We start from the raw sequence: 25,720 nt of genomic DNA, 5'->3' as shown, positions 1-25,720 counted from the left end.
AAGTCGCCGGTTCCATGTGGCCCGGGCGCATAATGCAAGAAAGCCCGGCGTTACAGCAGCGGGCCCAGTCGAGACTCACTATGGAGGCACCGTGAAAGCATTGCAAGGCGTTGAAGGCCAAGTGGTATGGGCTGATGAGCCAAGTCCTACATGCGATGTAGGGCAAGTGCGCATTCGTGTGGCGGCTGCCGGCCTGAATCGGGCCGATTTGTTGCAAAAAGCCGGACTTTATCCACCGCCACCCGGGGCCAGCCACGTGCTGGGGTTGGAGTGTTCCGGGGTCATTAGCGAGGTTGGGCCGGGCTCGTCCTGGCAGGTGGGCGACCGCGTTTGCGCCTTGCTTGCCGGTGGTGGCATGGCCGAAGAAGTGGTGGTCGATGGCCGGCATGTGCTGCCAGTGCCCGAAGGCCTGTCATTGGCTGAAGCGGCCGCGCTGCCTGAGGTCTACAGCACTGCGTGGCTGAATCTGTTCCAACTGGCAGGGCTCAAGCCGGGGGAGAAAGTGCTGCTGCACGCCGGCGCCAGTGGCGTCGGTTCCGCTGCGATCCAACTGTGCAAGGCGTTTGGCAACCCGTGCTGGGTCAGTGTCGGCTCTGCTGACCGGCTGGCTTATTGCGAGGCGTTGGGGGCCCAGGGCGGGGTGGTGCGGGCGGATGACATCGAGCGCCTGAACGACTTCGCGCCCTTCGACGTGATCCTCGATCCGGTGGGCGCCAGCTACGCCAGGCTCAACGTGAAACTTTTGTCAGTTGACGGGCGCTGGGTGTTGATCGGGCTGATGGGAGGGCGGGAAAGCCATCTGGACCTGGCGAAGATTCTCGCCAAGCGTATCCAGTTGCTGGGTTCGACCCTGCGCAGTCGCGACGATCAATTCAAGGCCGATCTGCTGCGGGAACTGGGTGAACATGTCTGGCCGTTGTTCACTGAAAAGCGCCTGAGCCCACAGTTGGCCGCGACCTTCCCGATTCGGGAAGCCGAAGCGGCGTTTGCCGAGCTGGCGACCAACCAGGTATCCGGGAAGTTGGTGCTGGTGATTGATGAAAGCCTGAACTGAATGGGCTCGGTGGGGCGGAGATGGGGCTGTGGGAGCCGAACTGCTCGCGATAGCGTCGGATCAGTCTGCAGCGTAGTTGACTGACCTACCGCTATCGCGAGCAGGCTCGCTCCCACAAAGGATTGGTGCCCGGACGCTGCTTCTGTGAACACCGCGAAAACCTGTGGGAGCGAGCCTGCTCGCGATGGCGGCACCACAGTCAACATCGTGCAAGCTGACCTAGCGCAATCGCGAGCAAGCTCGGCTCCCACAAGGTTTCAATGTCCGGGTATTGGTCCGAACTGTCATTCCTGACAGTAGACGCCACCTGCCGTCCGCCGGTTAATACCTCTTCAATGGTTGTAGGCCACGTCCCCTTCGGCGAGATTTGCGATGCCAGAGTATTTCCATGAACAAGTCATGTTTGTGTGCCTCTGTAGATTTCACTCACTAGATAGATATACACCCTGTCAAGTCTGACAGTAGACGGCGTGAAGACAGCCGCTCTAGATTGGCCTTCGAGAGCAATAGAAGTCTCTGATAGTTTTCCTGATAGAAGAGGGTGCCGTGATGGCCAAACAAGAGATCCGCTTATCCAAAGAAGACATTGTCGGCGATAAATCACCCGAAATTCTCCTGGAATTCTACAAAGACCAGACGTTGCAGTTCGCGACGTTTATCTCTGCTTCAAAAGCGAACGGCGCCTACGATACCGTCAACGTCAAGACTGACATCGATGCTGATGGCGATATGGACGTGCAGGACGAAAATGCCCTGCTGGAACTGGCCAAGGCCTTTTCCGTGTTCGAGTAGCGAGAGGTTATGTCTGGTCACGCCGTACTACGGACATTGGTGTTCGCGCTCTCCCTTGGCAGCTTGGTGTCGACTTGGGCACAAGTGCCATCGGACACTTCGGAACAAGGCGCCTGGGGGGAGTGGGGACCGCCTGCGTATTGTCCGGCGGGGCAGTATGTCTGGGGATTTCGTGTCAAAGGTGAGCCCTACCAGGGCAACGGTGACGACACGGCCCTGAATGCGGTGCAGCTCATCTGCAAGAGCGGAGCCTCGGGCGCACCCACTTACATTCGCAGTCTTGAAGGGAAGTGGGGATCCTGGGGCAGCGATCATGTCTGCCGCGAGACGCCCGTTATCGGGTTTTCCATTCAGGTGGAGCGGTTTCAGGGCAAGGACAAGGGGTCGAAGGACGATACCGCCGCCGGCAATATCAAGATGCATTGTGGGTCGGAAATCCTCACAGGTGATCCGCCAGCAGCGTGGGGCGAATGGACCGGGTTTTACCTATGTGTAAACGGTACCGGGTACCAGAAAGTGAGGGGGTTCCGGACCCGGGTGGAACCTGACCAGGGCAACGGTGACGACACGGCCATGAACGCGATGCAGGTGTATTGCGGTTTCTAGCCCAGCCCCTATTGAATGGACTGGGCACTGCCCCTCAATGACATCAAGCCCGCTAGCCGGCCTGTATCCGTTTCATTGATCTGGTAATTGTTCGAACTGTCATTCCTGACAGTAGGCAGCCCCTGGCGTTCACGCGTCTAATCGACCCCAGTATCGCCTGAGCGGAGTCCAGCCATGTTGGCCTCAACGACAGTAAAGAAAATACTCCCTATTGCCCTTGGCATTGCGCTGTTGTTGGGATGCAGCGCGACTTCCGAACATCTACAGCAGCTGCATACGAATAATGCTGATGAAATAGGCAGGCAGACAGCGATCAATCTGACCGTTCGTTATCATAAAAAAGTATTCGATTGCGGTCCCAACTCGCCGGCATACCTGTGTTCGGGGGTTTTATTCAGAGGTACAAAGCCATCCACGTCGTACTATTTTTGGAACCCCAGCCCTTTTTCTGTGACAAGCGGTGGCGTGTCCTTCTCGTACCTGAGGGAGGATTCGAAATACACCAAGCTGCTCTATGGCTACGACAATGGTTTCATCTTTCGCGCTTATCATGATTCCGGACAGGCAGCGGTTCAGCCAGAGATCCTGTGTTCATTTCCCGTGGACAGTTGGACATTCGATAGGGACGATAAGGGGTGCGGACAGCACCACACGTATCTGGGTATCAGCCGGGAATGCCAATCCCAGGGGATCATCAGCGCCACCCAATGGCTGACGCACTTTCAATCCGTTGCGTCGGCGCAACGGCCACCTCACCAGTGCGGTTTCAATGTGCGTGCTGCACTCGGTACAGCTGCGGTGAATGCGTTCTACGCCAGTCTTGAGGCGCGAACGCTGGGCAATAGCGATCCGGTCCTAGGTCCGATCCAGAACGAAGTACGCGTGGCCACCTGGCCACAGAATGCAGGCCGTGACTTGCCTATCGAAGCGCTTTTCTACACCCCGGGAGGGTTGCCCGGTGCACAGCAATATCAGCGTGATTTCTACGCTGAAACCAACCGATGGCTGCCGATTATTGTCTTGACGTTACCCATCATCACAACAACGGGCGACGCGACATTCGCCTATCGCAGTGGTGACCAGGCATTTTTTCCCGGCGGACCGCTGTCCATCGACCGAACGCCGTTGGCAGTGGATGGCTTCAGGATCTTTGCTTCCTGGCCCGCGACCGGAGCTGATGCTCCCGGCAACACAGTGACGCGCAGGGCGGCGGGTGGAACCCCACCGTACCGGTACACATCCAGCAATACCCAGGTGGCGACGGTCACGGCCATCGGCCAGGTGACAGGGATCAGACGTGGTAGTGCAGTGATTACCGTATCCGATTCGAGCACCCCGGTGCAGTCGGCAACATATACGGTTCAGGTCAGTAACACCTGGTTGCTGGGGATCGTGGTGCCCGGCACCTTCACGAATCTGGCGGCTTTTCATCAATGGCTGAGAACCGTCGGCGGATACCTGATCAACAGCAGTGGGCAGCTCCAGACGCTGGAGAGCCTGTATGCCCGGCCTTTCCCGCTGCCTCGCGGCAGATATTGGCTCGGTGAGCATGGCGGTCCTTGTCCGGCGGGTTACTACACCTACTACCATGCCGAAAATACCCAGGCGCTCGCCTGTGCATTACCTGGCGAAAGCAGCGTGACCGGTGCGCTGTATGTCGTGCCTTATTGAGCAGATGCCAGGAAGGCCGCTGCTCTGGGCTTCCCCTGGTGAGCGCCGGCTTATTTCCAGTTATGAACCGGCCACCCCGCCAGTTCGGCATGGGCCTTCAACACCGGATCCGGGTTCACCACGTGGGGGTAGTCCACCCGTTGCAACAACGGCAGGTCATTACGGGAATCGGAGTAGAAACTCGCCCCTTCCAGGTTTTCTTCCTCGGCGTCCAGCCAGTCCAGCAACCGGGCGATCTTGCCTTCGCGGTAGGTCAGGGTGCCCACGGTCTTGCCGCTATAGACCCCGTGGGTGACTTCAAGCTCGATCGCCAGGATTTCATCGATGCCCAGGCGCTCCGCAATCGGCCCCACCAGGTGCGTGCCCGAGGCCGAGATCACCAGGATCCGATCGCCGGCCTTGCGGTGTTCGGCGATGGTCCGGGTGGCGTCGCTGAAGATGATCGGTTCGATGAAGTCTTCCACCCAGGGCGCTACCAGATGTTCGACTTCTTCCGGCGTGCGGCCGATCATCGGTTCCAGGCTGAAATCCATGTACTCTTCCATGCGCAGCTTGCCGTGGCTGTAGGCATCCATCAGCTCGTTGTTGCGACGCATGAACGACTCGGGATCGACCCAGCCCAGGCGCCCCATCTGTTCGCTCCAGAGGGTGGCGCAATCGCCGTGGATCAGGGTTTCGTCCAGATCAAAAATTGCCAGGGCCATCAGCGCGTTTCCCTTTTCAAGATCAGCTTCAGAATCAACACAGCCATCAGGCTACCTCACACAGGGCCGACGGATCGATGGAAAGTGCCAGGCGAGCACCATCGGGATGCAGGTCGGCGGCCGAACGGTTGAGCACGTCCACCACCAGCTCCACGCCACGGGCCTCGACCCGGTAGCGGATCACGTTGCCCAGCAGGCTGTGGCTGCGGATCAGCGCATCCGGTTCGCCGTTGCGACTCAGCTCGATGGCTTCCGGGCGGATGGCGATGCGACTGTTCACCGGCCGTTGCAACAGCCGGGTGGCACTGTCGGCGTCCAGCAGGTTGTAGTTGCCGATGAAGCCCGCTGCAAAAACATCGACGGGCGCAGTGTAAAGGGTTTCGGCATCGCCGCTCTGTACGATCTTTCCCTGGTTCATCAGGAAAATCCGGTCAGACATGGTCAGGGCTTCTTCCTGATCGTGTGTGACGAAAATCGTCGTCAGGCCCAGTTCGCGCTGGATCTGTCGGATCTGTTCGCGCAGGTGTTTGCGAATTCGCGCATCCAGGGCCGACAGCGGTTCGTCCAGCAGTAAAAGGCGCGGCCGGGTCACCAGGGAGCGGGCGAGGGCGACACGCTGGCACTGGCCGCCGGAGAGTTGATGGGGATAGCGGCTGGCGAAATCATGCAGCTCCACCAGGCGCAGGATCTCCTGCACGCGCTGACGGCTGTCGTCGGACTGGATCTTCTGCATGCGCAGGCCGAAGGCGACGTTCTGTTCCACGGTCATGTTGGGGAACAGCGCGTAGCTCTGGAACACCATGCCGATGCCGCGCTTCTGCGGGCTCAGCGGGACGATGTCCTGGCCATCCAGCAGGATCTTGCCGGCATCCACCGCCGTCAGTCCGGCGATGCAGCGCAACAGCGTGGACTTGCCGCAGCCGGAAGGGCCGAGGAGGGTGACGAATTCACCCTTGCCGATTTCGCAATTGATGTCGCTGAACACCGGCGTGCCCGCGTAGCCTTTTTGCAGGTGTTGGACGCTGACGTAGCTCATTGGCTTTTGTCCTTGTTCAGAATGTTCGCCGCCCAGGTCAGGACCAGTACGAAGAAGAAGTAGGAAATCACCAGGGCACTGGTGAAGTGGCCGCTGCTGTTGCGCATGTTGTTCAGGTAGACCTGCAGGGTTTCATAGCGGGTGCCCACCAGGATGTTGGCGAACACGAATTCACCGAAGAGGAACGAGAACGACAGCAACAGCGCCACCATCAAACCCTTGCGCAGGTTCGGCAGCACCACCAGTAAGGCCGCCTGGAAGGTGCTGGCGCCGAGCAGTTGGGCGGCGTCCATCAAGTCCCGCAGGTTGATGGCTTGCAGGTTGTTGGTGATGGCGCGGTACATGAACGGCAGGGCGACGGTGAAGTAGCAGCCGATCAGGATCCACGGCGTCCCCACCATTGCCAGCGGCCCGGAGCCATAGAGTTGCAACAGCCCTACCGACGACACCACCGGCGGCACCGCAAAGGGCAGCAGGATGAGGATGTTCATCAGTGCGTCGAGTTTCGGGAAGTGGTAATGCACCACGAACAACAGTGGTAGGATCAGCACCACCGAGAGCACCAGTGCGCCGACGCAGACGATCAGCGACTGGCCGAAGGCGCTGAGAAAGCGCGGGTCGCTCCACAACTGCACATACCATTTGAAGGTGAAGCCTGAAGGCAGCACGGTGGCTGACCAACTGCTGGCGATGGAATAGATCAGCGTGCCGGCCAGGGGTAGCAGCAGGATGGCGAACAGCAGGTACACCACCGCCCGATGATAGAGGCCGACAGGGCTCGATTCAGCGCGAGACATGGTAGCTCCTCTTGAGCAGCAACTGATGGACGACGGTCACCAGGGTCATCAACGCCACCAGCACCACGGCCAGGGCGCTGGCCATGTTCGGGTCGAGGGAGATGTCGCCGGAGACCATGGCGGCGATACGAATCGGCAGCACGTTGAAGTTGCCGGTGGTCAGGGCATAGACCGTGGCATAGGCGCCGAGGGCGTTGGCCAGCAGGATCACGAAGGTACCCAGCAGCGCCGGGGTCAGCACCGGCAGCCCGATGTGTCGCCAGAACTGCCAGCCACTGGCGCCCAGCAGGGCGGCGGACTCGCGCCAGTCTTCGCGCAGTGCATCGAAGGCTGGATAGAGCAGCAGCACGCCGAGGGGAATCTGGAAGTAGGTGTAGAGGATGATCAACCCGGTTTTCGAGTACAGGTTGAAGTCCTCGATGATCCCCGCCTGCTTGAGCATGAGGGTGATGCTGCCGTTGAACCCCAGCAGAATGATGAAGGCAAAGGCCAGGGGCACGCCGGCGAAGTTGCTGGTCATGTTGGCGAAAGCGTTGACGAAGTTGCGCAGTTTCGAATCGACCCGACGCAGTGAATAGCTGCCGAGCACCGCGATGATGATCCCGAACACGCTGGACCAGAAGCTGATTTCCAGGCTGTGCTGGATCGCTTGCAGGTAGAACTTCGAACTGAAGATCTTGCTGAAATTGGCCAGGCCCCAGCCGAACTCTTCCGATTCCAGGCTATTGACCAGCACCCAGAGCAGCGGGGCGATCTGGAACACGATGAAGAAAATCGCGAAGGGCACCAGGCACAACGCTGCCAGCCATTTGCCGCGCGTCATGGCATTCACTTGAGCAACTCCTGGCAATAGGGTTTGTCGTGAGCAACGCCGAGCAACTGGCAAAGGGTGCCGCACAGCTCGGTCTGCCGGGGCGCGGCGGCGGGGTCGAGGCTGAAGCCGTCCCCAAGCACGAACAGCGGCACCTCCCGTTCCTCGGCCAACAGGCCGTTGTGAGAGCGGTCGTTGTTCATGCCGTGATCGGCGGTCACCAGCACCTGGTAACCGCCGTCGAGCCAGGCTTGCAGATAGGCCGCCAGGTTGATGTCGGCCGAGCGGGCGCTGTTGCGGTATTGCGGGGTGTCGAGGCCGTGCTTGTGGCCGGCATCGTCGATGTTCATCGGGTGCACCAGCAGGAAATTCGGGTTGTAGCGCTGGCGCAAGTGTTCGGCGTCGGCGAACAGGTGGGAATCGGGGTAGTGGTCATTCCAGTAGAAATGCCCGTACTGGATCGGCAGGTCGGGGTTGTCGGTATGCCGGTCACGACCCGCCACGAACGGCGAGGCGTTGTAGAGCTCGCTGACCCAATGATAAGCCGCGGCCGCGGTGCTCAAGCCGGCTTCGGTGGCGTAGTGGAAGACGCTGCGTTGGGTCGACAGGCGAGAGACGTTGTTGTGCACGATGCCGCTGTCGATGGGCACGACGCCGGTGAGGATGCATTCATAGAGCGGGCGGGACAGGGCCGGCAGTTCACATTCCAGTTTGTAGAGAGCCGCGCGTCCTGCGCTGACGTAAGCCTGCAAATGCCCCATGGCATGCCGGGCGACTTCGTAGTTGAGGCCGTCGAGCACTACCAGGATGACGTTGTGCTTCATGGGGACCGGGACTCCGGATGGGAACCAGAAAGCTCGGACTCACCGCAGCCCCCTGTGGGAGCGAGCCTGCTCGCGATTGCGCAGTGTCAGTCGACTTCTATGTTGAAAAGTAGACCGCTATCGCGAGCAGGCTCGCTCCCACAAGGGATCTTCGTTGGATATCCGAGCGGGCTAACTACCGCCTTACTGCATATTGATGATCACTTCTTCCTGCCACTTCTGTGGCAGCGCCTTGGAAGTCTTCTCCCACGCATCGGCGTCCTTGATCGGCGTCACGTGCTTGTACTGCTCGTTCGGCAGCAGCTTGGCCTGGACTTCTTCCGGCAGCTTCAGGTGCTCGGCGCGGATCGGCCGGGCATTGCCTTTCGCCAGGTTGATCTGGCCGGCGTCGCTGAAGATGTACTCGCGGGTCAGCTTGGCGGCGTTCGGGTGCTTGGCGTATTTGTTGATGATGGTGGTGTAGCCGGAGATGACCGAGCCGTCGGACGGGATCAGCACCACGTAATCATCCGGGTTGGCCATCTTGGCCTTGTAGCTCAGGCCGTTGAAGTCCCAGACCACGCCGACTTCGACTTCACCCTTTTCCATGGTGGCGATGGTCGGGTTGGCCATGGACAGGCGTCCTTGCTTGGCGATCTCGGCGAACATCAACAGGGCCGGTTGCAGGTTCTTCTCGTTGCCACCGTTGGCCAGGGCTGCCGCCAGCACGCCGTTGGCAGCCTGGGCGGCGGTGCTCACGTCACCGATGGAAACCTTGTATTTGCCGGTTTTGAGATCAGCCCATTTGGTGGGCGCTTCGGAACCGTGCAGCAGCTTCTTGTTGACGATGAACGCGATGGTGCCGGTGTAGGCCAGGGCCCAGTTGCCGTCCTTGTCCTTGGCCCAGTCCGGAACCTGGTCCCAGGTGCTTGGCTTGTACGGTTGAACCACGCCCTGCTTGACCGCAATCGGGCCGAACGCGGCGCCGACGTCGCCGATGTCAGCGCTGGCGTTGTCTTTCTCGGCGGCGAACTTGGCGATTTCCTGGGCCGAGCTCATGTCGGTGTCGACGTGTTTCAACCCGTAGGCCTTGGCCAGGTCTTCCCAGGTACCTTTCCAGTTCGCCCAGTCATCGGGCATGCCGACGCTGTTGACGGCGCCTTCCGCTTTCGCAGCGGCTTCCAACGTTTTCAGATCGGTATCAGCGGCCATGGCGGCGGTGCACATGGCGATGGTCGAGCCTAACAGTGATGCCAGGAAAAGCTGTTTCATCCGAAGCTCCTATGGGCGTTTTCAACGCTGCGATTGCGGTGGTGTTGGCGGTTATGTTGGTCTAGGTCAGCAATACCTGAGCCAATGTAGGCGAGCCCTGTGACATTTTGATGTCGGCGCTGGATGCACCTACACCGATTCGGTTCGCGGGCAGTGGCTGATAGCTAAGCGTAGACCATGGTTAACCGGCTGATATGCAAGGACTTGGCCGCGAATTTGCAGGTCTGCGGGTCGACCGTTCGGCGGTTCTGTCATCTGCCAGTCATGAGCAGTGCCTAGGCTTGCAGGAATGAAAGTGGCTCGATGCATTCACCGATCCCGCCCCGAAACAGTGCTGGTCTAGTCCAGATAGGTAACGTTGATGCGCATTGAGACAACCAAAGCGGTGACAACTATCGGGCAGGTCCTGCAAGAGCAGCTTGACCACGGGTTGCTGGCTCCCGGCAGCAAGTTGCCGGCCGAGCGCAAGCTCAGTGAGTTGTTCGGGACCACGCGCATTACCGTGCGCGAGGCGTTGTTGCAGCTCGAAGCCCAGGGGCAGATCTATCGCGAGGAGCGCCGGGGTTGGTTCGTCTCGCCGCCACGCCTGGCCTATAACCTGATGCAGCGCAGCCATTTCCACGCCATGGTGACGGCTCAGGGGCGGGTACCTTCTACCCAGGTGATCTCGGCCCGTCTGCAACCGGCGTCGGCGGCGGTGTGTGCCTGGCTGCAATTGCCGGCCTTGTCGAGTGTGATCCAGATCTGTCGCGCGCGGCGTATCGATGAGCGGCTGGTGCTGTATGTTGAGCATTACCTCAACCCGCAGTACTTTCCCGACATTCTCGAGTTCGACCTCAACCAGTCCATGACCGAGTTGTACGCCCGTCATTACGACCTGCACTACGGCCGGGTGAAATTCGAAATCGTGCCCACGTCTTTACAGCCGGAAGCCGCGGCGGCGCTGAAGGTTTCGGTGGGTAGCCCGGGGTTGCGGATTGCGCGGGTCAATTATGACCAGCATCAACGGCTGATCGACTGCGACCTGGAGTTCTGGCGACACGATGCGATTCATGTCGGGGTGGATGTGCTGGAGGCGGAATCAGAGTGACTCGTTGAGCTTGGCCATGATCCTGAACAGGACCGTGGCGAGGATCAGCAGCATGCCGATCCACATGGCGAAGACCCCGACATTCTTGTCGCGAAAATTGAAACCGATGGCCAGCAGGACCATGCCGGCGAGGATGGGCACCAGCATGGTATTGAAGATGGACGCGGGAATCATGGCAACGACCTTGTCAGGGGGGATAAGGTCAGTGTAGGAGCTGTCGAGCGAAGCGAGGCTGCGATCTTCCCCCAGACACTTGAATCTCTATAAAAAGATCAAAATCAAAAGATCTCAGCCTGCGGCAGCTCCTACAGGTTGCGGCGTAATTACGGCAACTCCCTGCATGCATAGAACGCACTCAGCACCTTCACCAGATGCGCCAGGTCATGGCTGCCGCACAGTTCGCGGATCGAATGCATGGCGAACGTCGGCAGGCCGATGTCCACGGTGCGTACGCCCAACTGGCTGGCAGTGATCGGGCCGATGGTCGAGCCGCAGCCCATGTCGCTGCGCACCACGAAGCTCTGCACCGGCACTTCTTCGGCCATGCACAGGTGGCGGAAGAACCCGGCGGTTTCGCTGTTGGTGGCGTAGCGTTGGTTGGTGTTGACCTTGATGACCGGCCCGGCGTTGAGTTTGGGGCCGTGGTTGGCGTCATGTTTGTCGGCGTAGTTGGGGTGTACGCCGTGGGCGTTGTCCGCAGAAACCAGCAGGGATTTCTGAATGGTGCGTACGAACTCTTCCCCTTCGGGCAGCAGGCGACGCAGGGTCTGTTCCAGCATCGGGCCGTCGGCGCCACAGGCCGAGCAGGAGCCGACTTCCTCGTGATCGTTGCACACCAGCACACAGGTTTCTTCCGAGTCGGCGTTGAGCAAGGCTTGCAGGCCGGCATAGCACGACAGCAGGTTGTCCAGGCGCGCGCCGGCAATGAAATCGCCATGCAAACCGATGATCGCGGCGCTTTGGGTGTCGTAGAAACTCAACTCGTAATCGAGCACCACATCGGCGTTCAGGCCGTGTTCGCGGGCCAACTGGTCGGTGAGTACGGCGCGGAAGTCGACGCGCTCGTCGCCGGCGAACTGGGCGAGGATCGGCGGCAGTTCGTTCTGCGGGTTGATGGCCCAACCCTGGTTGGCTTCGCGATTGAGGTGGATAGCCAGGTTCGGGATCGTGGCGATGGGCGCCTTGAAATCGATCAGTTGGCTTTCGACCTTGCCATCACGGCGGAAGGTGACGCGGCCGGCCAGGGACAGGTCGCGGTCGAACCAAGGGGCCAGCAGCGCGCCGCCGTACACTTCCACCCCCAGTTGCCAGAACCCGTGACGTTGCAGCTCAGGCTGGGGCTTGACCCGCAGGCAAGGGCTGTCGGTATGGGCGCCGACCAGGCGGATGCCGTCGTGCAGCGGCGAGTTGCGGCCCAGCTTGAAAGCAATGATCGAAGAGTCGTTACGCGTGACGTAATAGCGACCGTTGGCCTCGGTGGCCCAGGTTTCGCGTTCGTCGAGGCGCTGATAACCCGCCGCCTCCAGGCGTTGGGCAAGGCTGGCGGTGGCATGGAACGGGGTGGGGGAGGCCTTGAGGAAGTCGATCAGGCCCTGGTTCAACTCTGCGCGCATAAATAGCTCCAGACAGCAATGGGCGGAGTTTACCGTATTGGCAGCGCGGGTGATCAGTTGAAAATGGCACTGTTGGCAGGAGCTGAGGGGAGAGGAAGCTACCTGTGGCGAGGGGATTTATCCCCGCTGGGCTGCGTAGCAGCCCTCCAAAGGGACGCTTCGCGCCCCAGCGGGGATAAATCCCCTCGCCACAGATAAATCCCTTGCCACACTTTCAGAACGGCGCCGGACACTCGAAGCGCAAACGCTCGCCACTTTGCGGGTGGGTGAAGCTGAGCATGCTGGCATGCAGGCACAGGCGGGGCCAGGCGGCGAGGGCTTGCGGGTGGGCGTAGAGCCCGTCGCCCAGCAGCGGGTGACCGATGGACAGCATGTGCACGCGCAACTGGTGCGAGCGCCCGGTGATGGGAGTCAGTTCGACCCGACACCAGTCGCCGCAACGTTCCAGCACGCGCCAGAAGGTCAGGGCGTGCTTGCCGTGCTCATGGTCGACCACGTGACGAGGCTTGGTCGGCGGGTCGTAGCGCAAAGGCAAATCGATGCTGCCGCTGTCCAGCTCCGGTTGGCCCCAGCACAACGCTGTGTAGGCCTTTTCGGTTTCCCGGTCATGAAACTGTCGGGACAGTTCACGATGGGTGTCCGGATCCCGGGCCAGCAGGATGATGCCAGAGGTTTCCCAGTCCAGTCGGTGCACGATTCGCGCTTCCGGATAGCCGTTTTCCTGCAAGCGGGTGATCAGGCAGTCCTTGTTGTCGTCGGCCCGGCCGGGCACCGACAGCAGCAGGGTCGGCTTGTCGACCACCAGGACGGCGGCGTCCTGATGAATGATGCGGATGTTGGAAAGGGGCATTGAAAACAGTCTCGGTACAAACGCCAACGGCGGCTCGGATCCATCTCCTCGTGGGAGCGAGCCTGCTCGCGATTGCGGTGGTTCAGCTTGCATTGAAGCTGAAGGGTCCACCGTCATCGCGAGCAGGCTCGCTCCCACACAGGGCCAGGTCCGAGCCGCCGTGGCTCCCGCTGGATCGATCAGCGATCCGGCAGGGTGATATTGAGTTCCAGAATCGAGCAGCTACCCTGGCTTTCCAGTGCGACATGCACGTCATCGTTGCCGATGTTGACGTACTTGCGGATCACTTCGACCAGCTCCTTCTGCAAGGAGGGCAGGTAGTCCGGGGTGCTGCGTTGGCCGCGTTCGTGCGCCACGATGATCTGTAGACGCTCTTTCGCGACCGAGGCGGTACTGGGCTTTTTGTTGGCACGAAAGAAGTCAAAAAGGTTCATTACCTACCTCCAAACAGGCGCTCGAAGAATCCCTTCTTCTCGACGTTGAGGAACCGGTGTTCCAGGTCTTTGCCCAGCAAGCGGTCGACAGTATCGCTGTAGGCCTGGCCGGCGTCGCTCTGGTCGTCGAGGATCACCGGGACGCCCTGGTTGGAAGCCTTGAGCACCGCCTGGGATTCCGGGATCACGCCGAGCAGGCGCACCGCGAGGATTTCCTTGACGTCTTCGACACCGAGCATTTCGCCCTTTTCCACGCGCTCCGGGTGGTAGCGGGTGATCAGCAGGTGTTCCTTGATCGGCTCCTCGCCCTTTTCGGCGCGACGGGATTTGCTCGCCAGCAGGCCCAGCATGCGGTCGGAGTCACGTACCGAGGACACTTCCGGGTTGGTCACGACGATCGCTTCGTCAGCGAAGTACATCGCCAGGTGGGCACCTTTCTCGATACCGGCCGGGGAGTCGCAGACCACGAATTCGAACTGTTCCTTGAGCTCCATCAGGACCTTTTCCACGCCTTCCTGGGTCAGCGCGTCTTTGTCGCGGGTCTGGCTGGCGGCCAGCACGTAGAGGTTCTCAAGGCGCTTGTCCTTGATCAGGGCCTGTTGCAGGTTTGCTTCGCCATTGACGACGTTGACGAAGTCATAGACCACGCGACGCTCGCAACCCATGATCAGGTCGAGGTTACGCAGGCCGACGTCGAAGTCGACGATGACAGTCTTGTGGCCGCGCAACGCGAGACCGGTACCGATAGCGGCGCTGGTGGTGGTCTTACCCACACCACCCTTGCCGGATGTAACCACGAGAATCTTGGCCAAGGTGTTTCACCCCTAAGGAAAAAGGACGTTGTCAGTCCCTGAAAAACATCTCTTGAAAACTGCTGCAATTGGACAGGCTTGGCTGGAATAGGGTGCTGGGCCGGGTTTACCTCCGGTAAACGCTGCCTGATCCTTTTTCCTACGTCGTTTTAGCCGTTTTCGCTACGTTTTAGAGATGCTTGGAAAATGCGGCAGTATCCGTTAAAGCCGAATGATGTTCAACACGTCGCCCGACAGGCTGACCTGGACGCCGGCCCCCCACAGCGGGTCACGGCGTAAATCTTCGGAAACCTTGTACTGCCCGGCGATGGAGAGCAGTTCAGCGCTCAATTGCTGACAGAAGATCCTGGCTTTGGTGTCGCCCTTGACGCCAGCCAGCGCGCGACCGCGCATCGGACCGTATACATGGATGTTGCCATCGGCCAGAAGTTCCGCCCCCGGGCTGACCGAGGACACCACGACCAGATCGCCACCCTGAGCATAGATCTGCTGTCCGCCGCGCACGGGCGAGGTAATGACCCGGGTCGGCTTGATCTCGGGCTCCGGCGGTTTTTCCGGTTTTTTTGCCGCTTCGGCCGGGGCCGGGGCTGGCTCCAGCAGGCGCTCACGGGCGCCGGACGGCGGCAGCACCGGAATGTCCACGGCGATGGCGGCGGCGATGTCTTCGATGCGGCTGGCGCGGATTGCCAGGGTGCGCAGGCCGTGCTGGCGGCAGACGCGCATCAGGCCCGGCAGATCCACCGAACCTTCGTCGGCCGGCAGCTTGTCCAGGGCCAGTACCAACGGGGCATTGCTGAAGAAATTCGGCGCCTGGGCGACTTTGGCCGCGAGCTGCCGGTCAAGGCCCTCCAGGTCGTTGCGGGCCAGCTCCAGCACCGTAATGGCGAGCATGCTGCCCTTCAGCTGGAACACGGGATCTTGGTCTAGCGGTTCGGTTTGGCTCATGGTCGGCGTACAACGGCTTGTCACTAAAAGTGCCGAGACTTATAACGAGATCGTCCGCGAGCCGCAAGCCGGGTCGAACGATGTAGAATGCGCGGCCCATGTCTTTATGGAAGCTGTAATGGATCGCCCGCGTTTTCGAAGTGCTTTTTTTCACCCGCGTTTCTGGCTGCTATGGTGCGGCCTTGGGCTGTTGTGGCTGATTGTTCAGTTGCCTTACCCGTTGCTGCTGCGGGTCGGTCGTGCCCTGGGGGCGCTGATGTATCGGGTGGCCGGCGACCGACGGCGCATCGCCAAACGCAACCTGGAGCTGTGTTTCCCGGAAAAGTCCGCGGCTGAACGCAAGCGTCTGCTCAAGGAAAATTTTGCGTCCACCGGTATCGCTTTCTTCGAAATGGCGATGAGCTGGTGGTGGTCGCGTTCGCGCCTGGCGAAGCTGGCCCATGTCGAAGGCCTGGAGCATCTCAAGCAGGCCCAGCGCGAGGGCAAGGGCGTGATCCTGATGGCATTGCATTTCACCACCCTGGAAATCGGCGCGGCCTTGCTCGGCCAGCAGCACACCATTGACGGCATGTACCGCGAGCACAAGAATCCGCTGTTCGACTACATCCAGCGCCGGGGCCGCGAACGGCACAACCTCGACTCCCTGGCGGTGGAGCGTGAAGATGTGCGTGGCATGCTCAAGTTGCTGCGGGCCGGCCGGGCGATCTGGTACGCGCCGGATCAGGATTACGGCGCCAAGCAAAGTGTGTTCGTGCCATTGTTCGGCATCCAGGCGGCCACGGTGACGGCCACCAGCAAGTTCGCCCGGCTCGGCAAGGCGCTGGTGGTACCGTTCGTCCAGGAGCGCCTGGCCGATGGCAGCGGCTATCGCCTGGTGATCCAGGCGCCGCTGGAAGATTTTCCGGGGGAGACCGAGGAGGCCGATTGCATCCGCATCAATCAGTGGGTGGAGCAGTCGGTGAGCGATTGTCCCGAGCAATACCTCTGGGCCCACCGGCGTTTCAAGAGTCGTCCACCGGGTGCGCCGAAGCTGTACGGCAAGCGTGGTTGAGCCAGCAGTTCCTATTGATGAGCACGGAGTGTCGCGATGATCCCAGCTGAACCGGTGACAGGTTTGATTCTTTCCGGCGGCGGGGCTCGGGCGGCGTATCAGGTGGGGGTGTTGGCGGCAATCGCCGAGTTGTTGCCGGACGAGGCGCAGAACCCGTTTCCGGTGATCGTCGGCACTTCGGCCGGGGCGATCAACGCGGTCAGCCTGGCGAGCGGGGCGATGCATTTCAAGACGGCCATCGAGCGGTTGACCGCGTTCTGGCAGGCGGTGCACAGCCATCATGTCATGCGCAGCGACTGGCGGGGGGTGATGGCCCAGGCGATGCGTTTCATCAGCCACAGTCTGCTGGGCCTGGGTGCCAAGTTGCCGGTGGCGCTGATCGACAGTTCGCCGTTGCGTGAACTGCTCCAGGCACAGTTCCACGCCTCGGGTATCGAGCAGGCCATTGCAGAACATCAATTGCGCGCGGTGGCGGTGACTGCGTTCGGGTATGAGTCCGGTCAGGCCGTGACGTTCTACCAGGGTCGCGGCACCATCGGCTCCTGGTTGCGGCACCGTCGTATCGGTGTGCCGACCTCGTTGACGGTCGAGCATCTACTGGCCAGTTCGGCCATTCCGCTGTTGTTCGCTCCGGTCAAGATCGGCCCGCAATATTTCGGTGACGGCGCGGTGCGTCAGTCGGCGCCTATCAGCCCAGCGTTGCACCTGGGCGCGAACCGGGTGCTGGTCATCGGTGTCAGCGGCAACCCCCGTGGACCGGGTGCGGCGCAGCTTGCGGAGCGCAGCTACACCGGCCTGCAACCGACCCTGGCGCAGATCGGCGGGCACATGCTCAACAGCACCTTCATTGACAGCCTGGAAAGCGATATCGAATTGCTTCAGCGCCTGAACGGGTTCAGTCATCTGCTACCCGATGACGTGCCGGCCCATACCCTGGGCGCGGCGCCGGTGGAGGTGCTGGTGATTTCGCCGAGCCAGCCTATCGATGAAATCGCTGCCCGCCATCGCCAGGAACTGCCCCGTGCGCTACGGGTATTCCTGCGTGGGCCCGGAGCGACCAAGACCAGCGGCGCCAGTGTGTTGAGCTATCTGCTGTTCGAGGCGGGCTATTGCAACGAACTGATCGAGCTGGGTCGCCAGGATGCGCTGGCCCAACGCGTTGAGCTGAGCCGGTTTCTGGGGTTGGCTCAAGGGTGATGCCAGCTGATCCACCGCCATCGCGAGCAGGCTCGCTCCCACAAGGGATTTGTGGCGAACGCTGAATCCGAAACCAACACAGCCCCCCTGTGGGAGCGAGCCTGCTCGCGATAGCGGCCCATCATTCAACATCAATCTCGACTGACCCACCGCCATCGCGAGCAGGCTAGCTCCCACAGGAGGGTGTGTTGTTGCTTCAGAAGTGATACTTCAGCAAAAAGCTGGTGTTGCTCTGGTTGGTCTTGAACCCATCGCTGTCTTCAATCCCGTACTTGTTCTTCCAGTAGTCATATTCCACACCCACATACAACTGCTTGGCACCCAGGTTGAGGGCCTTGCCCAGGTCATATTTGATCTGCGGGTTGATGTGCAGGTTGGCGTGGGAGGTGCCTTTGGCATTGCTGTCGTTGTCCACCACCCAGTCGATGAAACCGTCGATCAGGATGTCGGACGAGCCCACGGGAATCGTGTATGCCCACACCGGGGTGATCTGCCAGACGTTGTCGCCGGCGCGTGGGCCTTCGGTATGGCGGTTGTAGAAATTCAGCTGGAAGTAATCGAAGCCGGGGATCGCCAGGTCGAAGCCCGGGCCGATCAGGTAGGACTCGTTGTCGCCTTCGCCAAACTCATAAGTCATGGCCAGCAGCACGTCCTTGATCGGACCCACTTCCAGCTTCTGGTCGAAAATCTTGCCGAACGACAGGCGCGGGCTGAACTCGCCATAGTAGGTGTTCGGGCCTGACTGGCCGTCCTCCTTGCCGTTGTAGAAAATCCGGTCGAGGAAGAAGAAGTTATCGCCGTATTTCCAGGCATCGGCGTGTTCGAAGGTCACCGTCTGCTGGATGCGCGGGTTGACCTGGAAATCCTTGCCGTAGAGGTAGGTCAGGCTGTTGTTCTGCCATTGGAGCAGATCGTCGGCCATGGCCTGGCTGCCGGCCAGCAAGGATCCTGCGAGTATCAGGCTGGTGCATGTGCGTTTCATTCGGTTGCTCCCAAGGTAAGTGGTACCGCTTTTTTTGTCAGCGCTCTGGTGTGGCGCCTTTTTTTCTGGATAAAACATCCGTTCGGTCAGGTTTTTGCTTGTGGCAAATACCGGTGGCCGAGCCTGGGGAAAGATTCCCGAAAGGCTCGTTCAACTGTCTGGAACAATGTTTGTCGAGATACAGGGAGTGGCTGACAGGCGACCGGTCGCCTGTCAGCGGGGAGTGTGTGTAACGGGTTTAAACAGGCCGGGTAGGGGCACTCAGTTGGTTCGCGCGCCCTGGCTGATCCATGCGCCGATCAGCTCCCGTTCCTGCTGGGTCATCTGGGTGATGTTGCCCAGGGGCATGATCTGGGTGGTCACGGCCTGGGCCTGGATGCGTGCGGCCTGTTGCTGGATCTGCTGCGGCGTGTCGAACATCACCCCCGCCGGCGCCGCGCTGAACAACGGACTGGTGGGCGTGGCCGAATGGCAGACCGAGCAGCGTTCCTGGATCACGCTGTGCACCTTCTGGAACGAAGGGCCCTGGGCATTGGCGGCCTGGGCCGGTGCTGCGGCAGGTTGTGCCGGCGCGGTTTGCGGCTTGGCGCCACCGCCCACGGCGGTTTCCGGCAGCGGTTGGTACTCGATGGCGGCTGGTGCCTTGGCCACATCCGGTGCGGTCGGTGCGGGTTTGGGCCCGGTGACATACGCCAGGCAGATCATCGCCAGGGCGCCGACCGGCAGCGTCCAGGCAAATTTGTTGCTGTCGTGACGGGTGTTGAAGTAGTGCCGCACCAGTACCGCCGCGACCGCGATCCCGGCGAGGATCAGCCAGTTGTACTGACTGCCGTAGGTGCTCGGGAAGTGATTGCTGATCATGATGAACAGCACCGGCAGGGTGAAGTAGTTGTTGTGCCGCGAGCGCAGCAAGCCCTTGGCCGGCAAGGCCGGATCGGGGGTGCGGTGCTCAGCGATGGCGGCGACCAGCGCACGCTGTGCCGGCATGATGATGCGGAACACGTTGCCAACCATGATCGTGCCGATGACCGCTCCGACATGCAGGTAGGCGCCACGACCGCTGAACACCTTGCTGAAGCCGTAGGCCGCCGCGATCAGCAGCATGAACAGGATCACGCCGAGCAGGGCAGGGCGCTTGCCCAGGGCCGAGTCGCAGAGAAAGGAGTAGACGAACCAGCCGACGAACAACGAGCCGATGCCCAGGGCGACGCCTTCCAGGCCGCTCAGGCTGCTGCCGGGCGCCAGCAGGTAGATCGTTGGGTTCCAATAGAACACCACGCACAGCAATGCGATGCCGGACATCCAGGTGAAGTAGGCTTCCCATTTGAACCAGTGCAGGTTGTCGGGCATGGACGGCGGTGCGAGTTTGTATTTTTCCAAGTGGTAGATACCACCACCGTGGATGGCCCACAGGTCACCGGCCAGGCCGCTCCTGGGGTTGACGCGATTGAGGTTGTTTTCCAGCCAGACGAAATAGAACGACGCGCCGATCCAGGCCACGCCAGTGATCATGTGAACCCAGCGGATGCTCAGGTTCAGCCATTCCAGCAAATGTGCTTCCACAGTCGTTACCTCTCGCCCGTCATGCTTGTATTCGCATGATCGGACGCTTCTCTTATTGGTGGGGATCGAGGATCAGATACTCATCCTCTATGAAGAAATGCTCATCGCAGTTATTGCCTGTGCCACTGCGATCAACCACCAGGAAGTCATCCCGCTTTTCGATCGTCAGCACCGGGTGGTGCCAGACGCCGCGATGGTAATTGATGCCCTGCCTGCCGTTGGTGACGAAGGCGCGGGCCAAGCCTGATACAGGTGCATCGCCAAGTGGCGCGACCACGATCAGAAAGGGGTTGCCGAGCAGCGGAATGAAAGCCTGGCTGCCCAGCGGATGGCGCTCCAGCATACGCACGGTCAACGGCATGTCCAGCGCGTCGGCGCGGAAGATGCTGATGATCGCCTTGTCGTCAGGCGTGGCGGTTTCAACCGTCGCCAGGCGATGGAAGCGCATGGTCGAACCGTTGTTGATCATGAAGTGATCGCTGCCATCGGTTTCGATCACGTCACCGAATGGGGCGAAGGCTTCTTTGGTCAAGGGTTCGATCTTGAGTGTGCGCATACTGGTCTTCTTAATCTCTTGATTTGATCGTTCCCACGCTCTGCGTGGCAACGCCTCACCGGACGCTCTGCGTCCGCTTTGTGACGCAGAGCGTCACGGTATGCATTCCCACGCAGAGCGTGGGAACGATCATCGTGTCACTTCGCGACCTTGCCCAATACCCGCAGGCGACTCACACCCCCATCCGGAAACACATTCAGGCGGATGTGGGTGATCGGGCCCAGGGCCTTGATCTGCTCGGCGAAGGTGTGTTCGGCGTGCATTTCCAGTTTCTGGCTTGGCAGCAGCTCGCGCCAGAACAGCGATTGGGTTTCGATCTGGCTGTCGGTGCCACCTTTGACGAACGCACCCTGGATCGAGCAGCTGTCGGGGTAGTTGCCCTTGAAGTGCAGGGTGTCGACGATGACTTTCTCCACCTCGCCGGCATGGCCCAGGGCGACGATGACCCAGTCGTTGCCAGGGGTGCGGCGGCGGGCGGTTTCCCAGCCGTCGCCCATGTTGACGCCACGGCCCGGGTTGAGGATGTTGCTCATGCGGCCGAAGTGCTCGTCGGAGCAGGCCAAGGCACGACCACCGTTGAGGGCGGCGGCCAGGTCGATCTGTTCGTTGTCGCCGACGGCCGACCAGTCGCGGTACGGAATGCCATAGACGCGCAAGCGGGCCACGCCGCCATCGGGGTAGATATTGAAGCGCAGGTGGCTGAAGGCCTGGTCGTTACTGATTTCGTGGTAATGGTGGCTGTTGCCTTGCAGCTCGACGGCCGACAGCACTTCGGTCCATTGGGTGTTGTCGTCCGGTTCGCCTTCGGCCAGGAAACAGGCTTCCAGGGACGCCGACGGTGGGTAGTTGCCGGTGAAGAATGAGGTGTCGATGTCCACGCCTTTGATCGAACCGGGTACGCCCAGGCGGATCACCGCGCTGTCGTAGCCTTCGAAGCGCTTGCGACGCGATTCCCAGCCGTCCATCCATTTGCCATTGTCGTCAAACACGCCTTCCTTCCACACGGCCGGCGTCGGCTGGAACAGGCGGTTGGCATCGGCGAACCAGTCATCGGTGACGGAGATGATTTTGGTGCCGAGGCGGGCGTCGGCCAGGTTGACGAACTTCTCGAAAGGTACGGCGTAAGCTTTCATTCTTCTTGTCTGCCTTTAAATGAGTTGGCTGGGGATGCTTGCTGGCCTTGTATCAGGCTGCTCGCTAAAGGGTCAGTAGTCGGAACAACGCGATCTTGTTGATCTCCGCCAGCGCGCACTTGAACTCGGTGTCCACCGGGTTATGGATGCGGGTTTCGAACGCTGCGAGGATCTGGTGCCGGTTGCTGCCTTTTACCGCCATGATGAAGGGAAACGCGAACTTGGCCTTGTAGGCGTCGTTCAGCTCGGTGAAGCGCTGGAACTCTTCGGCCGTGCATTGGTGAATACCGGCGCCGGCCTGTTCGTTCGTGCTGGCTTCGGTCAGTTGGCCCTGGACAGCGGCTTTGCCTGCCAGGTCCGGGTGAGCATTGATCAGCGCCAGTTGACTGGCGTGATCGGCGCTCAACAGGATGTCGCTCATGCGCTGGTGCAGGGTTTCGATCTGGTCGATCGACGGGTCCTGGCCCAGGTCGAAGGCTTTCTCGGCGACCCATGGCGAGTGTTCGTAGATGTCGGCGAAGGCGTCGACGAACGCCTCGCGGCTCAAGGTCGAGGGCTTGAGGGTCTGGAACGCGGTCATTTCAAGGCTCCAGGGTGCGGATGGATCTGCTGCCAGTGGCGGGCAATGTCGACGCGACGACTGAACCACACCTGTTCATGACCCTTGGCGTATTCGAGGAAACGCTTGAGGGAGGCGAGGCGGGCCGGACGGCCGATCAGGCGGCAATGCAAGCCGATGGAGAGCATCTTTGGCGCCTCGGCGCCTTCGGCATACAACACGTCGAAGGCGTCCTTGAGGTACTGGAAGAAATCGTCGCCGTTGTTGAACCCCTGTACCTGAGTGAAGCGCATGTCGTTGGTATCGAGGGTGTACGGGATCACCAGATGCGGCTTGCCGTTGGGGGTGTTCGGTTCCCAGTAGGGCAGGTCGTCGTCGTAGGTGTCGCTGTCATAGAGGAAACCGCCTTCCTCCATCACCAGGCGACGGGTGTTGGGGCCGGTGCGGCCGGTGTACCAGCCCAGCGGGCGTTCGCCGGTGATTTCGGTGAGGATGCGGATCGCTTCGAGCATGTGCTCGCGTTCCTGGGCTTCATCCATGTATTGGTAGTCGATCCAGCGATAGCCGTGGCTGCAGATTTCGTGACCGGCGGCGACCATGGCGCGGATCATGTCCGGATGGCGCTGGGCAGCCATGGCCACGGCGAAGATGGTCAGCGGGATGTCGAATGCCTTGAACAGCTTGAGGATCCGCCAGACCCCGGCGCGGCTGCCATACTCGTACAGTGACTCCATGCTCATGTTCCGCTCGCCCTGCAGCGGCTGCGCCGCGACCATTTCCGAAAGGAACGCTTCGGACTCCTTGTCGCCATGCAGGATGTTGCGCTCGCCGCCTTCTTCATAATTGAGCACGAAGGACAGGGCGATGCGGGCATTGCCCGGCCAGTGGGGATGGGGAGGGTTACTGCCGTAACCGATCAGGTCGCGTGGATAGTCAGCGCTCACTGCAGTCTTCCTTCTTGTTCGTACCATGTAGGTGGCGCCCGGGCGATGAAGCAAAAGCTGGCGTCACGACGATGGAGTGATTGTATACAACTTTATGCGCGATTTGTAAGCCTGAATTTTCGCATTTTTTACCGCACCCCCTGGGTGACCTACACTGCAAGAAATCTGCCGGTTTGGTCAATTAATCATTGGAGGAGGCGTGTATCCTCTGGTCTGGCCCGAACCCAGGGCTCAAGGACGACCAAGCGAAGGGTGGGGCAGTTGTGCGCTTTTTATTGTGTACAATTTCAGTTTAAAGTGTCTTAATTCTCACATTGCCGCACCGTTTCATGCCCTGCAACGGTGCGGCCTGTCTTTCAACTGATTCAGGAGGCGTCGGGCCGGACTGCCCAGCAGCGAGGCGCGCACAATCAATGGGACGTTTGACTACTCACGTTTTGGATGCTGCACATGGCTGCCCGGGCAGTTCGATCAAGGTCGAGCTGTACCGTGTGGAAGGCCCGCAACTGCACCTCGTCGCCAGCGCGCTGACTAACAGCGACGGCCGTTGCGATGCACCGCTGTTGCAAGGGGAGGACTACCGTTCGGGGGTCTATCAGTTGCAATTCCATGCCGGCGATTACTACCGCGCCCGGGGCGTCCAACTGCCCGATACGGCCTTCCTCGACGTGGTGGTGCTGCGTTTCGGCATTTCGGCCGAGCAGGAGCACTATCACGTGCCCCTGCTGATTTCGCCCTACGCCTATTCAACCTATCGAGGCAGCTGAGCCCCAAACGGCTGTCTTGTCCTGGAAGCGACTGCGCATAGCGCTTCTCTGGTTTTCGCCCGCTCACACTGCGGGCTTTTTTTTGCTGCCTGTTTACAGCCGGGCATTGTCATCCCGGATGATGAAGACGGTGTCTGCGAAATTTGGCCGTATCTGGGAACCCCCCTTGAGCCAGATGATTTTGTCGGCTTTGTGGGCGTCCCTGACCGCTTGCGCGGCAGCATCACCAATCTGGGTTTCGAGGTTGATGCCGGTGGTATTGGGGTTCATGTGCGCGGGCAGGGAAAGTTTCGGAATCCTGGTGCGGTGCAGGCTCATGAAAAACAGATAATCATGCCCTGTTCGTCGAAACACCAATGCCGGAAAGCTGTTGAAGGTATTGGGCTCCATGACCGTATAGCCATTGCGGGTCAGGAGACCGGCCATGAAGCGCTTGAGGTCCATCGGCGAATACGTGGTGAGGAAGAAATTCCACTCGCGCGGGAACCGCAGGGGATCAAAGTCCAGTCGGTCCAGACTGCCCGTCGAGGACTGGATGGGCAGGTCTATCGCGCGTGAGGCCCCCCTGGAGCCTGAAGCGGTCGGCAGAACCGGGAGCATCAATAGCGGATCGCTCCAGTGCGGATGCGGCGAAGAGGTTGCGTTTTTCCAACTGCTGAAAATCTGCCTGAGGGCAGTCAAACCTGCGGCGTCGGCGAAAGGCGAGCTGTTGGCCAGTTCGAATTGCTTTCTTGCGATGTTTTCCAGGGTGACGGTCGTGACCTCTGGAAAAACGTCCCTGACGTAAGCCGTCAGTGGTTTCTCGAAGGGCAGCCTGGCGTCGATCTCCCAGTGATTGTCCGGCGGGATGCGGATTGCGCTGCGGGGCTGTTCGTCAGGCGTGTGCCTGAGGATGGCCTCCAGCACGTCGAAATCATAGGCGGGGTGGGTGGGGTGCTGGATGTAGGTGATCGGGAATTCGCGCGCGTCGATGCGTGTCACCGCCTTATAGTGAACGCCGCCCATGGTGATGAATTCGGGTACGGTGAATCTTGGCTCGACCCCCCAGTTCTTCATGAATGCCGGGGTGTTTTCCTGGATGGTTTCGCTATGGGGGGCTGTCGTGCGCTGGCGCTTGGGCGCAGGCGCTTCGGACGGCTCATCATCCGCAACCCTGTAGAGGGTAATCGTGAGCGTGGAATCACCACCGTCTGTCAAGACGGCATGTGGCATTCGCCGCCACAGCAGGCTGCCTTCCACTTGTTCCAGGCGTGGTCCGGAGGCGATCAGTTCAGCGCTTGACCGGGCCCTGTAGTTTTGTTCGGCATCGCGCCCCAGCAGCACCGTCCCGCCTTCTGTCAGTTCAACATAGGTTCGTGTCCTGAACGTCCGGATGCCAGTGGTTGCGTCCGGCTCCGACAGCATGGGGATCAGCTCGGGTGACAGGTAGTAATTGTCCAGCGACACCAGGAGAGGCACATCGCTGGTGGGGGCCTGCTGGGTGATTTCGGCTACCTGGAAGCTCGTGGATTGGGATTCAGGGGCTTCAATCGGGTACCCCGCTGGCGAGACGGATGCCTGACCGGTTCCTTCGGTTCTCACGGGACTTCTGGGCAGACTTTCCGGCGTTGTATCGCGACTGGTGTGGGACGCATCGGAAGAGGACGTCGGGATATTGGGGCGGGTATTCTTTCTTGGA

27 protein-coding genes are annotated in these 25,720 nt (G+C 60.5%); 8 read left to right on the top strand and 19 right to left on the bottom strand.

Features of this window, described 5'->3' with window-relative positions:
• Window positions 1-91 precede the first annotated feature (91 nt).
• The 4 genes from LOY67_RS20480 to LOY67_RS20465 all read left to right on the top strand — a co-directional run bounded on the left by LOY67_RS20480 (window position 92) and on the right by LOY67_RS20465 (window position 4,123).
• Window positions 92-1,054 (top strand): zinc-binding dehydrogenase, encoded by a 963-nt coding sequence (locus tag LOY67_RS20480; protein ID WP_265064181.1) that lies wholly within the window; start codon window positions 92-94, stop codon window positions 1,052-1,054.
• 549 nt (window positions 1,055-1,603) lie between these two features.
• Window positions 1,604-1,846, top strand: coding sequence for a hypothetical protein (locus tag LOY67_RS20475; protein ID WP_265064180.1), 243 nt, complete (start codon window positions 1,604-1,606; stop codon window positions 1,844-1,846).
• A gap of 9 nt (window positions 1,847-1,855) precedes the next feature.
• Window positions 1,856-2,452 carry a hypothetical protein gene (locus LOY67_RS20470; protein ID WP_265064179.1) on the top strand — a complete coding sequence of 199 codons (597 nt, stop codon included), beginning with the start codon at window positions 1,856-1,858 and terminating at the stop codon, window positions 2,450-2,452.
• Window positions 2,453-2,626: 174 nt separating this feature from the next.
• The gene (locus tag LOY67_RS20465) at window positions 2,627-4,123 is read left to right on the top strand and encodes an Ig-like domain-containing protein (protein ID WP_265064178.1); all 1,497 of its coding nucleotides are present in this window, start codon (window positions 2,627-2,629) and stop codon (window positions 4,121-4,123) included.
• A 50-nt stretch (window positions 4,124-4,173) separates the two neighbouring features.
• On the opposite strand, the gene LOY67_RS20460 is transcribed toward LOY67_RS20465, so the two are convergent.
• The 6 genes from LOY67_RS20460 to LOY67_RS20435 form a co-directional block, all read right to left on the bottom strand.
• Window positions 4,174-4,827, bottom strand: a complete 654-nt coding sequence (locus LOY67_RS20460) for an HAD family hydrolase (RefSeq protein WP_265064177.1) — start codon at window positions 4,825-4,827, stop codon at window positions 4,174-4,176.
• 46 nt (window positions 4,828-4,873) lie between these two features.
• Complete coding sequence (locus tag LOY67_RS20455; RefSeq protein ID WP_265064176.1) at window positions 4,874-5,863, bottom strand: ABC transporter ATP-binding protein; 990 nt, start codon at window positions 5,861-5,863, stop codon at window positions 4,874-4,876.
• Entirely contained in the window at window positions 5,860-6,660 is an 801-nt protein-coding gene (locus LOY67_RS20450) for an ABC transporter permease (RefSeq protein ID WP_265064175.1), read from the bottom strand. Before LOY67_RS20450 ends, LOY67_RS20455 begins: the two co-directional genes overlap by 4 nt.
• Window positions 6,647-7,483: an ABC transporter permease gene (locus tag LOY67_RS20445; protein ID WP_265067796.1), complete on the bottom strand. Its 837-nt coding sequence runs from the start codon at window positions 7,481-7,483 to the stop codon at window positions 6,647-6,649. Before LOY67_RS20445 ends, LOY67_RS20450 begins: the two co-directional genes overlap by 14 nt.
• 5 nt (window positions 7,484-7,488) lie before the next feature.
• Window positions 7,489-8,295 carry an alkaline phosphatase family protein gene (locus LOY67_RS20440; RefSeq protein ID WP_265064174.1) on the bottom strand — a complete coding sequence of 269 codons (807 nt, stop codon included), beginning with the start codon at window positions 8,293-8,295 and terminating at the stop codon, window positions 7,489-7,491.
• Window positions 8,296-8,478: 183 nt separating this feature from the next.
• A complete protein-coding gene (locus LOY67_RS20435) occupies window positions 8,479-9,546 on the bottom strand; it encodes an ABC transporter substrate-binding protein (RefSeq protein ID WP_265064173.1) in 1,068 nt (355 codons plus the stop codon).
• A 361-nt stretch (window positions 9,547-9,907) separates the two neighbouring features.
• Between LOY67_RS20435 and LOY67_RS20430 the strand changes: the two genes are divergently transcribed.
• Window positions 9,908-10,636 carry a UTRA domain-containing protein gene (locus tag LOY67_RS20430; RefSeq protein WP_265064172.1) on the top strand — a complete coding sequence of 243 codons (729 nt, stop codon included), beginning with the start codon at window positions 9,908-9,910 and terminating at the stop codon, window positions 10,634-10,636.
• Here LOY67_RS20430 and LOY67_RS20425 read toward each other — a convergent pair.
• The 6 genes from LOY67_RS20425 to minC form a co-directional block, all read right to left on the bottom strand.
• Entirely contained in the window at window positions 10,628-10,810 is a 183-nt protein-coding gene (locus LOY67_RS20425) for a hypothetical protein (RefSeq protein ID WP_265064171.1), read from the bottom strand. The genes LOY67_RS20430 and LOY67_RS20425 overlap by 9 nt on opposite strands.
• A gap of 149 nt (window positions 10,811-10,959) precedes the next feature.
• Window positions 10,960-12,249 (bottom strand): M18 family aminopeptidase, encoded by a 1,290-nt coding sequence (locus tag LOY67_RS20420; protein WP_265064170.1) that lies wholly within the window; start codon window positions 12,247-12,249, stop codon window positions 10,960-10,962.
• Between the two features lie 214 nt (window positions 12,250-12,463).
• Complete coding sequence (locus LOY67_RS20415; RefSeq protein ID WP_003204542.1) at window positions 12,464-13,099, bottom strand: RluA family pseudouridine synthase; 636 nt, start codon at window positions 13,097-13,099, stop codon at window positions 12,464-12,466.
• Between the two features lie 179 nt (window positions 13,100-13,278).
• A complete protein-coding gene (gene minE / locus LOY67_RS20410; protein ID WP_007960071.1) occupies window positions 13,279-13,533 on the bottom strand; it encodes a cell division topological specificity factor MinE in 255 nt (84 codons plus the stop codon).
• Complete coding sequence (gene minD / locus LOY67_RS20405; RefSeq protein ID WP_024779631.1) at window positions 13,533-14,345, bottom strand: septum site-determining protein MinD; 813 nt, start codon at window positions 14,343-14,345, stop codon at window positions 13,533-13,535. Before minD ends, minE begins: the two co-directional genes overlap by 1 nt.
• A gap of 201 nt (window positions 14,346-14,546) precedes the next feature.
• The gene (gene minC / locus LOY67_RS20400; protein ID WP_265064169.1) at window positions 14,547-15,290 is read right to left on the bottom strand and encodes a septum site-determining protein MinC; all 744 of its coding nucleotides are present in this window, start codon (window positions 15,288-15,290) and stop codon (window positions 14,547-14,549) included.
• Between the two features lie 118 nt (window positions 15,291-15,408).
• Here minC and LOY67_RS20395 point away from each other — a divergent pair, with 118 nt between their 5' ends.
• The gene (locus LOY67_RS20395; RefSeq protein WP_265064168.1) at window positions 15,409-16,341 is read left to right on the top strand and encodes a lipid A biosynthesis lauroyl acyltransferase; all 933 of its coding nucleotides are present in this window, start codon (window positions 15,409-15,411) and stop codon (window positions 16,339-16,341) included.
• A 36-nt stretch (window positions 16,342-16,377) separates the two neighbouring features.
• Complete coding sequence (locus LOY67_RS20390) at window positions 16,378-17,538, top strand: patatin-like phospholipase family protein (RefSeq protein ID WP_265064167.1); 1,161 nt, start codon at window positions 16,378-16,380, stop codon at window positions 17,536-17,538.
• Window positions 17,539-17,734: 196 nt separating this feature from the next.
• Here the strand turns inward: LOY67_RS20390 and LOY67_RS20385 are convergent, their stop codons facing one another.
• From LOY67_RS20385 to puuE, 6 genes are all read right to left on the bottom strand, one after another.
• Entirely contained in the window at window positions 17,735-18,520 is a 786-nt protein-coding gene (locus LOY67_RS20385; RefSeq protein WP_265064166.1) for an outer membrane protein OmpK, read from the bottom strand.
• A 261-nt stretch (window positions 18,521-18,781) separates the two neighbouring features.
• A complete protein-coding gene (locus tag LOY67_RS20380; RefSeq protein WP_265064165.1) occupies window positions 18,782-20,083 on the bottom strand; it encodes a urate hydroxylase PuuD in 1,302 nt (433 codons plus the stop codon).
• A gap of 52 nt (window positions 20,084-20,135) precedes the next feature.
• On the bottom strand, window positions 20,136-20,639 hold the full coding sequence (locus LOY67_RS20375) for an ureidoglycolate lyase (protein WP_265064164.1): 504 nt from the start codon (window positions 20,637-20,639) through the stop codon (window positions 20,136-20,138).
• A gap of 137 nt (window positions 20,640-20,776) precedes the next feature.
• Entirely contained in the window at window positions 20,777-21,772 is a 996-nt protein-coding gene (gene alc, locus LOY67_RS20370) for an allantoicase (RefSeq protein ID WP_041021561.1), read from the bottom strand.
• Window positions 21,773-21,836: 64 nt separating this feature from the next.
• Window positions 21,837-22,352, bottom strand: a complete 516-nt coding sequence (uraD, locus tag LOY67_RS20365) for a 2-oxo-4-hydroxy-4-carboxy-5-ureidoimidazoline decarboxylase (RefSeq protein WP_265064163.1) — start codon at window positions 22,350-22,352, stop codon at window positions 21,837-21,839.
• Window positions 22,349-23,275, bottom strand: a complete 927-nt coding sequence (gene puuE / locus LOY67_RS20360; protein ID WP_265064162.1) for an allantoinase PuuE — start codon at window positions 23,273-23,275, stop codon at window positions 22,349-22,351. The genes uraD and puuE overlap by 4 nt, the downstream gene beginning before the upstream one ends.
• A 413-nt stretch (window positions 23,276-23,688) precedes the next feature.
• On the opposite strand from puuE, the gene uraH reads away from it, so the two are divergent.
• The gene (gene uraH, locus LOY67_RS20355; protein WP_265064161.1) at window positions 23,689-24,042 is read left to right on the top strand and encodes a hydroxyisourate hydrolase; all 354 of its coding nucleotides are present in this window, start codon (window positions 23,689-23,691) and stop codon (window positions 24,040-24,042) included.
• A 93-nt stretch (window positions 24,043-24,135) separates the two neighbouring features.
• Here uraH and LOY67_RS20350 read toward each other — a convergent pair whose 3' ends face one another.
• Window positions 24,136-25,623, bottom strand: coding sequence for a hypothetical protein (locus tag LOY67_RS20350; protein ID WP_265064160.1), 1,488 nt, complete (start codon window positions 25,621-25,623; stop codon window positions 24,136-24,138).
• Window positions 25,624-25,720: the final 97 nt, after the last annotated feature.

This window comes from Pseudomonas sp. B21-056 (assembly GCF_026016325.1).
Classification (GTDB): Bacteria; Pseudomonadota; Gammaproteobacteria; order Pseudomonadales; family Pseudomonadaceae; genus Aquipseudomonas.
This window is presented reverse-complemented; position numbering and strand designations above follow the sequence as displayed.

What these genes read in the sequence shown, in the direction of transcription:
- LOY67_RS20460 (WP_265064177.1), bottom strand. Translation starts at nt 4,827, where the DNA reads ATGGCCCTGGCAATTTTTGATCTGGACGAAACCCTGATCCACGGCGAT.
- uraD (WP_265064163.1), bottom strand. Translation starts at nt 22,352, where the DNA reads ATGACCGCGTTCCAGACCCTCAAGCCCTCGACCTTGAGCCGCGAGGCG.
- LOY67_RS20425 (WP_265064171.1), bottom strand. Translation starts at nt 10,810, where the DNA reads ATGATTCCCGCGTCCATCTTCAATACCATGCTGGTGCCCATCCTCGCC.
- LOY67_RS20440 (WP_265064174.1), bottom strand. Translation starts at nt 8,295, where the DNA reads ATGAAGCACAACGTCATCCTGGTAGTGCTCGACGGCCTCAACTACGAA.
- LOY67_RS20435 (WP_265064173.1), bottom strand. Translation starts at nt 9,546, where the DNA reads ATGAAACAGCTTTTCCTGGCATCACTGTTAGGCTCGACCATCGCCATG.
- alc (WP_041021561.1), bottom strand. Translation starts at nt 21,772, where the DNA reads ATGAAAGCTTACGCCGTACCTTTCGAGAAGTTCGTCAACCTGGCCGAC.
- LOY67_RS20450 (WP_265064175.1), bottom strand. Translation starts at nt 6,660, where the DNA reads ATGTCTCGCGCTGAATCGAGCCCTGTCGGCCTCTATCATCGGGCGGTG.
- LOY67_RS20430 (WP_265064172.1), top strand. Translation starts at nt 9,908, where the DNA reads ATGCGCATTGAGACAACCAAAGCGGTGACAACTATCGGGCAGGTCCTG.
- LOY67_RS20470 (WP_265064179.1), top strand. Translation starts at nt 1,856, where the DNA reads ATGTCTGGTCACGCCGTACTACGGACATTGGTGTTCGCGCTCTCCCTT.
- LOY67_RS20395 (WP_265064168.1), top strand. Translation starts at nt 15,409, where the DNA reads ATGGATCGCCCGCGTTTTCGAAGTGCTTTTTTTCACCCGCGTTTCTGG.
- LOY67_RS20390 (WP_265064167.1), top strand. Translation starts at nt 16,378, where the DNA reads ATGATCCCAGCTGAACCGGTGACAGGTTTGATTCTTTCCGGCGGCGGG.
- LOY67_RS20475 (WP_265064180.1), top strand. Translation starts at nt 1,604, where the DNA reads ATGGCCAAACAAGAGATCCGCTTATCCAAAGAAGACATTGTCGGCGAT.
- uraH (WP_265064161.1), top strand. Translation starts at nt 23,689, where the DNA reads ATGGGACGTTTGACTACTCACGTTTTGGATGCTGCACATGGCTGCCCG.
- minE (WP_007960071.1), bottom strand. Translation starts at nt 13,533, where the DNA reads ATGAACCTTTTTGACTTCTTTCGTGCCAACAAAAAGCCCAGTACCGCC.
- LOY67_RS20455 (WP_265064176.1), bottom strand. Translation starts at nt 5,863, where the DNA reads ATGAGCTACGTCAGCGTCCAACACCTGCAAAAAGGCTACGCGGGCACG.
- minC (WP_265064169.1), bottom strand. Translation starts at nt 15,290, where the DNA reads ATGAGCCAAACCGAACCGCTAGACCAAGATCCCGTGTTCCAGCTGAAG.
- LOY67_RS20445 (WP_265067796.1), bottom strand. Translation starts at nt 7,483, where the DNA reads ATGACGCGCGGCAAATGGCTGGCAGCGTTGTGCCTGGTGCCCTTCGCG.
- LOY67_RS20375 (WP_265064164.1), bottom strand. Translation starts at nt 20,639, where the DNA reads ATGCGCACACTCAAGATCGAACCCTTGACCAAAGAAGCCTTCGCCCCA.
- LOY67_RS20385 (WP_265064166.1), bottom strand. Translation starts at nt 18,520, where the DNA reads ATGAAACGCACATGCACCAGCCTGATACTCGCAGGATCCTTGCTGGCC.
- LOY67_RS20415 (WP_003204542.1), bottom strand. Translation starts at nt 13,099, where the DNA reads ATGCCCCTTTCCAACATCCGCATCATTCATCAGGACGCCGCCGTCCTG.
- LOY67_RS20420 (WP_265064170.1), bottom strand. Translation starts at nt 12,249, where the DNA reads ATGCGCGCAGAGTTGAACCAGGGCCTGATCGACTTCCTCAAGGCCTCC.
- LOY67_RS20465 (WP_265064178.1), top strand. Translation starts at nt 2,627, where the DNA reads ATGTTGGCCTCAACGACAGTAAAGAAAATACTCCCTATTGCCCTTGGC.